This window comes from Cupriavidus sp. 8B, from assembly GCF_054589115.1.
Genome location: NZ_BAAILO010000402.1, coordinates 1 through 9,270 on the forward strand (window position 1 = coordinate 1; position 9,270 = coordinate 9,270).

Below are 9,270 nucleotides of genomic sequence, written 5' to 3' on the forward strand. Positions count from 1 at the left end.
GACCAATGCCCCGGCCTCACAACTCACGGCCCAGGAAATCGCGCGCCTGTACCGGCAGCGCTGGAGCACAGAGAATCTGTTTCAGCGGCTCGGATCCAACTTCGAGGTGGATTAGATGAAGACACGCACTTTCCTGATCACGGGTGCAAGTAAGGGCATCGTCGTGCGCTAGCTGAACGGCTGGTCGGTGCTGGACACCAGGTAGTGGGACTCGCCAGGGGCACTGATTCCTCCTGTCCTGGTGAGCTTGTGTCGGTTGACCTGGCTGATCTGCGAGAGACCGAAGGCGTTCTGCGCGACCTGACGAGCTCCAGGCGCTTCGACGGACTTGTGAACAACGTGGGTCTTGTGAGGCCGCAGCGTATCGGCGAGGTCCGAATGGAGGACTTCGATGCTGTCATGGCAGTCAATCTCCATCCAGCTGTCCAGGCAATGCGGGCTCTCTTGCCGGGCATGCGGGAGGCGGGCTGGGGCGAGTTGTCCCAGCGCCCAAGACCGTGAGAAGCTGATCAGTGCTGACTTCGCCGCCGCGTAGGCTGTGCGATCAAAGGCACCCAGCACCGTAAGACTCGAGATATTGAGGTCAACACGGTTGCTCCGGGGCCGACAGAGACGGAATTGTTCCGCAAGAACAGCCCGCCGGGAAGTTTGAGCGAGAAGAAGTTTCTTTCGTTCGTGCCGATGAATCGCTTTGGTAAGCCCGACGAGATCGCGGCAGCAATTGAGTTTCTGCTGTCGGAGGATGCAGGGTTCATGACAGGCCAGACTCTCTATGTCGATGGGGGCGCGTCAGTCGGTAGGACGCTAGTCTAATCTTGGTGGGAGGCGCCCTGGCTCTGACTGGGCGCGCGCCGCCGCGCGGCCCTGCGTTAAGGGCCATCAGGGAACGGGATGCGCACACCATGTGCGCAGTTCCCACAGAGATCGTTAGGCGCATGACCCGCTGGGATGCCCTTCCTGCAGGTAGGGATTCACCCGTGGCGCGATGCATGCTCAGAACATAGCTGAGATCGATCACGGCAAAGGTGGCGCGGATCAGCGCAATGTGATCGGCAAGGTCTTGCCAGTGGACTCGCCAGGCTAAATGGGCGATACCGGTGTCGAGGTGGTGGAGACTGCTAACTACCGCTCGCGCCGGCAGCAGATATTCAAGACTGACCTTAGCACGGATGAAACGCACCAATTGTTTATCGTGCCCACCGTTAGCGCATGTGATTTTCAACTCTGAGCCGTCATTGGAGCGACGCGTGACGACGAGTTCGATCATGGTCTGCGCACGACTAGGGCGGTAGCGCCGGGACAATGGAAGCAGGGGAACCGATCGGTGAATCCTCTGTCGATCGAGGTTCCAGACTGGGCAGAACTTGCTATCCCGTGAGGCTGCCCATCCAACTCCGGAATTGACTCGCTGCGCAGGAGGCAAGGTGCGTGTGCAACAGTCGTTTGCCACCGTGGACCCGATGGTGCCGTAGTCGTCCCGGACACTGGCGAGCCAGGCTCTTCCGAAAGCCTGACCTTGCTCGGATACACCGAAATCTCCGCACTAGACGCGTTGGCCGCCGTCCAGAGGCCCATGTCGACGGCATGATCGGGGAGGGCAGGTCGGAGGAATAGGTATTAATGGGAGATCTCTTCATGACAGGAATCCTCCGTTCTGAATATGTTCGCCTTTACCCCATGGGTGTGGAAGCGTTCGGCGGCGTGTCGGCGCATGCAGTTGCTGCCTAGGTCATCATAGGGTGCTCCAGCGCAGATTGGGCACACACCTTGGTATGGATTCTTGCTTCCCCATGGGCCTACGACCGTCCGTATAAGCCCGCCGGATCCGGAGAGGCTTGGCCAATCGCGAATCGCTTTTTGGGTGCCACGTGGTGTTAGGCTAAGCTTCGAAGGCGGTCGTGCCTTCTTGGGATTCGGTGACGCGCTGGCGGCAGGCCCCTTGAATTGGGACGGGCTCCGCGGAGGGAGCCCTGGTTTGCGTGAGAGCAGCCTCAGGGGCGCGGGAAGAGGGCGACGGCTTGGCCGTTCAAGCGGGGATGGACTATCGCGACACCCGCAAATTGGCCCGACGCATAGTCGAAGGTCAAGACGGTATCTCGCGCCGTGCAATAGAGTTCGCCATTCGGGCCGAACCGCAGCCCGCGGGGGCGTTGGAAGGGTACATCGCCTGGCGGCGCGAACACGCGAACGAGCTTGCCATTGTTCCGGTCGTATTCCCTCACTGATGTGACGGCGTTTGGTGAACCGAACGGAAATTCGCTGGAAACCAGTACATTGCCGTCAGGGCTCACGGCCAAGTCCAGAGGGCTAACCTCGTCGTCGGCGATGAACTGACGCGCTACCTGAGAGCGTGGCAGGTCAAATACCAGAACCGTGTTCTGACCCGCTCCGTCTGGGCCGACGCCTGAGGAGAGGAAGAGGCGACCGTCTGCCGCAAAGCCGAAGCCCCGCGGGAATGGCACGACGCTTTCCGGAACAATGATGACCGGAGCGCCAACCAGGTCGGGATCAAATGCGGCGATTGTCTTGCGAGTGCGCAGGCCAACGTAGTAGCGTCCGCCCGGTCCAAGGACGCCGCCTCCCGGGTTGAGTCCCGAGATCTCGCCACTATCAAGGCGGACTTGACCTTCGAGATCGAGGGCGAGAATGCGGTCATTGCCGCTATTCAGGTATAGGAGGGCGCCATCGGGGCTTGCGCTCATCCCTCTCGGGTCGACGATACGATTGTCGCTGGAGAACTGGCCTTGAGCCTGTCCGTCGTGTGAGAAGGACAGCAGCGCGCCGAAGCCATCGCCATTTGCCCCTGAGGCGCTTGTTACCAGTATTGTCAAGAAGGCACTCCTTGGCTTGCCCAGACGCTGGCGCGATCGCGTCGACGCCTGGGGGCGTGGGGGCCGACCCCTTTTGCCGGATTGTCAGCAAAGGGGACCGGTAGACTATGCCAGGACTACAGCGTCGTACGTCGGATAGTCTGTGTACCCTCCAGCGTCACCGCCGTAGAACGTCGACCGGTCGTACGAGGATAGCGGGAGGTCATGACGGAGCCGGGACGGCAAGTCGGGGTTCGATACAAACAACCGACCGAACGCAACGAGATCGGCGCCGCCCTCCGCGATAATCTGTTCGGCCTTTGCGCCGGTGAAGCCGCCCGCAGCGATGAGGGGGCCTTTGAACCACCGACGGATGTCCTTTGACCAGACGTGCGCATCTTCGGCATCGATGTCAATGATGCCCCTCACGCGGGGTTCGATGACGTGGACATACGCGAGGTCGTAGTCGTTCAGCTTTTCCGAAACGTATTGGAAGGTGCCATGCGGGTTGCTGTCCGACATCGTTCCATACGTGCCGCTCGGAGACAGGCGGACGGCAACCTTGCCGGCTCCCCACACGGACGCAACCGCGTCGAGCGATTCGAAGAGGAAGCGAGCGCGGTTCTCTACGGGGCCGCCGTAGGCGTCGGTACGATGATTCGTCCCATCAAGGAGGAACTGCTCGAAAAGATAGCCATTTGCAGCGTGAAGCTCGACGCCATCAAAACCGGCTACCTTCGCCAGAGCTGCGCTCCGACGGAATTGGTCGACGATGAGAGGAATCTCTTCGATTTCGAGCTCGCGAGGGAGGATGAGTTCGGCTTCGGCAATGTTGCCATCTTCATTCCGAATGGCGGCATGCTCGAGAGAGAGCAGGGCCGACGGAGCGATCGGCGTAACGCCGCCGGTGTTGGCAGGGTGCGCCTGGCGACCGGCGTGCCAGATTTGGAGGAAGATGCGCGCTCCCTTTGCATGGACGGCATCGACGACTCGCTTCCAACCTTGGACGTGCTCGTCCGTATAGATGCCCGGGGCATCGACGTAGGCAACGGCCAAGGGCGACACTGCCGTTGCGTCCGTGATCAGCAGGCCGCCTTTTGTGGCTCTTTGCGTGTAGTACTCGACCATGAGGTCGCCTGGAACATTGCCCGCCTCCGTGCGCATACGGGTGAGGGGGGCAAGTACCACGCGATGCTCGAGGTTGTAGGACCCGACGGACGTGCTGCTGAATAGGTTTTCCATTGCCTGTGCTCCTGGATTTGGGTGACGGTGCCTGAATGTTGGTTGCAAATTCGGTGAAGCAGTAGAGGGCGTTCGGCAATAACAGTCATTCCAGGGGGGAATAAGACATCGGTGGCGAAGCCACTAGCGCCGGCGCGCCGCCAGCTGGCTGGCGGTCGTCACGCCGCGGAGAGGGAATTTCAGGTGAGGGGACGACCGCGGCGCTCTTGCGGTGGCCAGATGCTCGGCCGCATCTCTAGAGTGGCGATTGGGGGGGCGAACGTTTCAATGGTTCCTAGCCCCTCTGTGGGGTAGTGTGGCCTTCACTTCAGCAACTGATCAAGATTCGACGAAAGTCGGGCCTGGATGCGGTTTTCTGGTTCGCCCCAGAGGTCCACCAGCTAATCAATGATGTCTGTGGCTTGCCACGGCATTAATATGTTCCTGTTGACCGTTGCAAAGGAACCGTCCGTCTCCGGTAGCAATTTTTCGATAGGCATTCTGCTAACCAGATCTCGGCCTTTGGCACCGGCGACCATAGCAGGGCCGACGCTGAACCAACAACCCATCTCGACGGCACGCTGCAGCTCTTTCGCGGTGCCGGAGAACCAGTGGAGAATTGGCTTGCCCGCGGAAGGGTGTCTCTCCAGGTTGGCGTTGGCCGACCCATGGGGCCTCAAATCGATGTTCATTACCAAAGAAGAGGCTCAGCCGTTTGCGCTGGATAACCGGGGGATCGAAGGGGGAGAGTATGTGCACATACGGAGCCTCGGTGACAAGGTTTGCCGTCTCCAGCGCGGTTGGTTCCAACCAGTGCTGCACCTTGGTGTGTCCTGTTAGATGGACGGGAATGAGACGCCGTCGGCGGACGCTTGTTTCTAGAAGAGCAGAGACGGTGGGTTTGAACGCCGGGTTGCCGTAGCATATCGAATCGAGACTTACGAGTCCTTGTAACCGAAGCGCGCGATCAACCAGGTATTGAGCAAATTGTCCGTCCGTCGCCGGGCGCGGGCGGCGCTTCCATAGGAAGTGACGGTCCGCCAGCTCGTATGTCTGGAGCATCCCCTTGCGCTGAGAAATGGCCAGCTCGCCCGCGAAGAAACCGTACCGCAGTGCTCGTTTCGAGGGCTTGCGACTGTCCCACGGGTGGGATTCTTCCATTGGGGCTTCCTCGATGTCGCGTATTGACAGCGATCCCTCGTCTCGGATCCGGCGCAGAAGCATTGCGTAGTCGTCGCGGTCTACATTTGAAAATGACTGATTCGGAGCCTCCCGATGGCGACGCATTTCCGGCATGAAGGACCGATAGTCTGCAGTCGGAACATACGAGAGCGCGTGCGTCCGGTACTCGAATACCGTTCTTTCCGTCGACTGGGGCTACTCGAGGTCCAGGCGCTGGTAATCTGGGATACGGGTGTAAAGGATATGGTGATGGCTTCGCTCAATGACATTTATCGGTCAATCTGCACGTATCCCAGATGCTGAACAGCATTTGCTGTCGCCTCAGGGCCCTTGCCGAACGGTGCCTCCGTGTCCAGGCGTTGTGCGCGGAGCCAGATCGCGCGTGCTTGAGTATGATTGAGCTCGAGGGACTGGGATCTCAATTCGATGTTATCCGGAATAGCTGGCTCTCCATTTAGCGCAATATGTCTGCGTCCAGCCCATTCCGAGTAGGAATAACGACTATTCCCTCCTCGCCACTTCCCACGAAATCGAAGCGGCTGTTTAATTGCCGGTGACGAGACAGCGTTGCTATCCACCAATGCGCATGTTGCTGGGTGCGCTCGGTGCATCGGCGTACAAGTGGTTGGCAGCACGCCTTCCTGTCAGAACTGTCTCGTCCGTTGTTTTCCTCTCTCACGTAGTTCTGTAGCCGAGGTTTGATCGGCGGCGGCGCATCATCCACACCCCATTTCTTAGGTGCGGCGCCCTTTTTTTCTTCCCACGTTTGCACAGTTCACACCTGTGAGTCCACGTACCCGTCCGTATCTGACAAGGTGCGGAGGGGCCGTATGTATGTCGTTGGGGTATCTGGGGGGGGCGACCCGACCGATACCGGGTGGCACCCAGTGAAGCGATTGCCGTGGCCTTCAACCCGCAAAGCTTGCCCGTCATTGTCGCTGGGTAGCCTTGCTGGCTGCAACTGGCTGCTTCATTGTGTGCGTAGATAAGGTGCACGGGGCGCGAACGAAATCGCTGGGAAGACGCCCCCCTTTTTGCGATCGCCGGTTATGGGTCTAGGTTAGCGCAGGCCCAGCCGACGCTGCGCATTGATTCTGATTCCCCGAGGGAATAACACCTATTCGCTCCGGACTACTACCTCGAAGGCCATCATCGGTTGTGTAATGCCCAAAGGCGGGATCCAATGGGCAGGAGCCACTGAAGGGGATGGTGCGGTGAAACACCGCAAAGTCAAACAACCTCGTCGCCCTGTTGCCATCGGGATCTGCCGGACCTACCGCAGAGTGGAGCGTACTGGCATGACATTTTGGTCCCGTCATACGCGCTCTATCGGAATTGGAAGCACAACCGAGATTCAGAATGGCAAAACTTCACGGAAAGGTGGCACTGGTCACTGGTGGAAATAGTGGTATTGGCCTCGCGATCGCGAAGCGTTTTGTGGAAGAGGGTGCCTTTGTCTACATTACGGGGCGGCGGGAAGCTGAACTCGACAAGGCGGTCGCTATGATCGGTGGCAGCGTTGCGGGCGTGCAGGGCGATGTCCAGCGCCTCGAGGATCTTGACCGTCTCTATGCGCAGATTGGCGCCGAGAAGGGGCGTCTCGACATCCTCGTCGCGAACTCCGGTGTCATCGAGCCGCAACGCATCGATGAGATCACCGAGGAGAGCTTCGATAGGGTATTTGACATTAACGTGAAGGGCCTCGCTTTCACGGTGAAGAAAGCTCTTCCGCTGCTGAAAGACGGCGGATCAATCGTGGTCACTTCGTCGATTGCGAACTGCAAAGGGTTTCCGGCGTACAGCGCCTATAGCGCGACGAAGGCCGCTGTGCGTTCGTTTGTCCGGACCTGGACCGCGGAACTCAAGGATAGACGCATCCGCGTCAATGCGGTCAGCCCCGGGCCGATTGACACTCCGATTCTGGACTCACAAGCCAAAACGAAAGATCAGGCAAGCGAGCTGCGTGAGCGATTCGCCGCTGCAATTCCCTTGAATCGTTTGGGAGCACCTGGCGAAATCGCGTCGGCAGTACTGTTCCTCTCATCAGATGAAAGTAGCTTCGTCGCCGGCGTTGACCTGCCCGTCGACGGCGGCATGTCCGCTCTGTGAACTGCTTTGTGTACAGGCTTCATGTGGCTGTAGCGTAGCCTTTGGCCGAATGAGTCTCGGCAGCGGCGTATCCAACTCATATCTCGTTGGGCACGTCGCATTTTTTTCTTCCTTGGCCTTGTTCCGACCTCTAGACCCTTCCACTTCCGTGTCCTTCCCAGGGCCATCCGTGCAGGAGTTTCCACGCTCCACATCGCAAGGTCGTCTCGCCAGCGCCGTTGATGAGGGCCTATGACGAAACCCAGTCGCATTCTAGGACAGAAGGTCGATACGAATTTCTTGCTTACACCTCGCTCACTGTGGAAGGTCTCAGCCAAGGTTTCGTGCAAGTGCGCCGAAACATGCCAACTGGTGGCGTACAAGCAGTGTTCCGCGCTGGGCGGCCGCATGGAAGAAGTGCGCACGCTCTGTGGAGGGCACAGATGGATATGAAGCGCTGGCTTCTATCGTCCGCCAGGATGTCCGCTGAGCCTTTCGATAGAAAGGAGTCTACCGGCCGGCTAGAAGGCCGCGTTGAACCGTCACCGGAATACACAGCGTGTGTTGGCTTTGGACTTAGGTTGGCCACCGGCACCTCGGAAATAGCTGAGGAAGCATGCTGTTTCCGAAGCTCTGGCCTCTTCTGACGCGAACACAATCTAGATCTATAGCGTCAGCGGTCAATGGCCCGCACTGTGACCGCCGTCTACGTGCAAGATCTCGCCGGTCACGAACGGCGCGGATTCAAGGAACATTACGGCATCTACAACATCTGTCATCTCCCCCACGCAATTCTCTTTGAAACACCATCGATCACAAGGTGTGGCATGCCCGCGCACCGTTCGCGCTCGTACGGTCTCCGTCTCCTACTGAACGGTTGAGCGGTGTATCCCGCTTCGATATTTGGGGAATATAGATTTATAGCGGAATCGAAGTCCAGACAGCATCAGCGCGATGGAGATTTACTGCCTGGCGGGGGGCACTTCTTCTCCAGAGACGCAGTCAATTGTGTGCGCAGAATCGGCTTGCGTCCAGGGTATTCCGAGATCGCCCAAAGAATGGCCTCACGGCGTTGCTGGCTTGTGTCGTAGCCGTGGGTTTTCAGATAGTGATCAATGAAGTATTCAACCTCCCATTCCTCGGTCTCCGACACATAGATGCGGTCAAAATGTCTGCGATAGTGTTTGTTGTCCTTACCGGACCAGTCTCCCTTATTAAGCGTCATGATCATCCTCCTAAAATGCCAATATTGGTGCTCCGACTGTGTGTGCACCCGTAGTATTGTAAAGTGCGGTTGGCGTAAACACTTATAGTTGTTTTAGCTTCGCACGAAAAAAAGAACCCGCGCGGAGCACGGGCGGTTTGGGAGAAAAATGTCGTGGGTTTCAAATCACGACAGGCGCAGATTCTGTCTCGGCGTGAACGGTCCTGTCTACCTACGAAAGTGGGGTGCAAAAACGAAGGTTGAAACGCGACGTACAACCAGGACGGACACACCTTCTTGCCGCGAGATCAGCCACACAGCCCGCCCCCTTGTGTTCATGAAGGCAGTGCGGTGGATTCGTAACCGGAAAAGCCGATTCTTATGGCTCCTCCCGGTGGCTGACGCATGACGTCTCCTTGCTTGGTTCAGAGGTTGAAGACTGAGACTGCCTCGAGCAGCCGCTGGCCCTGTTCGTTCAATGCCGCAGACGCGGCGGCTGCCTCCTCTACCAATGCTGCATTTTCCTGCGTCACCTTGTCGATTTGCGTGATGGCCACGTTGACCTGCTCTATCCCACTCGTCTGCTCCGCAGACGTTGCCTAGCAGGCCGCTGAAATACCTCCGACCGAAGTCAGCGCTTCGAGTGGCTGAAGCGTTGATCTGAGAACTCCACACCCTACGACGTTTCATGCGCGGCGCCGACACCTTCACCGAAAGCCTGTTCACCATGCGGCGGCTCGAGGATTTTGTACCGAAGTCTCACCC

The 9,270-nt window shown here is 58.5% G+C and carries 6 protein-coding genes and 4 pseudogenes; 3 read left to right on the top strand and 7 right to left on the bottom strand.

Annotation, left to right across the window (positions count from 1 at the left end; all coding sequences use genetic code 11):
- Together ACYP5B_RS37665 and ACYP5B_RS37670 are read left to right on the top strand one after the other, a co-directional pair.
- Positions 1 to 115, top strand: a 115-nt coding sequence (locus tag ACYP5B_RS37665) for a transposase (protein ID WP_459572979.1), incomplete at its 5' end; no start/stop codon positions are given.
- Positions 116 to 204: 89 nt separating this feature from the next.
- A pseudogene (locus tag ACYP5B_RS37670) lies at positions 205 to 813 on the top strand (SDR family oxidoreductase).
- Positions 814 to 1,991: 1,178 nt separating this feature from the next.
- Here ACYP5B_RS37670 and ACYP5B_RS37675 read toward each other — a convergent pair.
- The 4 genes and pseudogenes from ACYP5B_RS37675 to ACYP5B_RS37690 all read right to left on the bottom strand — a co-directional run.
- Entirely contained in the window at positions 1,992 to 2,831 is an 840-nt protein-coding gene (locus ACYP5B_RS37675; RefSeq protein WP_459572974.1) for an NHL repeat-containing protein, read from the bottom strand.
- 105 nt (positions 2,832 to 2,936) lie between these two features.
- Complete coding sequence (locus ACYP5B_RS37680) at positions 2,937 to 4,052, bottom strand: alkene reductase (protein ID WP_459572975.1); 1,116 nt, start codon at positions 4,050 to 4,052, stop codon at positions 2,937 to 2,939.
- Positions 4,053 to 4,432: 380 nt separating this feature from the next.
- Positions 4,433 to 4,723, bottom strand: coding sequence for a TatD family hydrolase (locus ACYP5B_RS37685; RefSeq protein ID WP_459572976.1), 291 nt, complete (start codon positions 4,721 to 4,723; stop codon positions 4,433 to 4,435).
- A 37-nt stretch (positions 4,724 to 4,760) separates the two neighbouring features.
- Positions 4,761 to 5,339: pseudogene (locus ACYP5B_RS37690) on the bottom strand (DNA glycosylase AlkZ-like family protein); the annotation flags it as partial.
- A 1,233-nt stretch (positions 5,340 to 6,572) separates the two neighbouring features.
- Here ACYP5B_RS37690 and ACYP5B_RS37695 point away from each other — a divergent pair.
- A complete protein-coding gene (locus ACYP5B_RS37695) occupies positions 6,573 to 7,322 on the top strand; it encodes an SDR family NAD(P)-dependent oxidoreductase (protein WP_459572977.1) in 750 nt (249 codons plus the stop codon).
- 659 nt (positions 7,323 to 7,981) lie between these two features.
- Here ACYP5B_RS37695 and ACYP5B_RS37700 read toward each other — a convergent pair.
- The 3 genes and pseudogenes from ACYP5B_RS37700 to ACYP5B_RS37710 form a co-directional block, all read right to left on the bottom strand.
- Positions 7,982 to 8,089, bottom strand: a pseudogene (locus ACYP5B_RS37700) (3-oxoacyl-ACP reductase); the annotation flags it as partial.
- A 158-nt stretch (positions 8,090 to 8,247) separates the two neighbouring features.
- Positions 8,248 to 8,526: a hypothetical protein gene (locus ACYP5B_RS37705; protein WP_459572978.1), complete on the bottom strand. Its 279-nt coding sequence runs from the start codon at positions 8,524 to 8,526 to the stop codon at positions 8,248 to 8,250.
- A 404-nt stretch (positions 8,527 to 8,930) separates the two neighbouring features.
- Positions 8,931 to 9,104 (bottom strand): annotated as a pseudogene (locus ACYP5B_RS37710) (methyl-accepting chemotaxis protein); the annotation flags it as partial.
- Between the last annotated feature and the right edge of the window lie 166 nt (positions 9,105 to 9,270).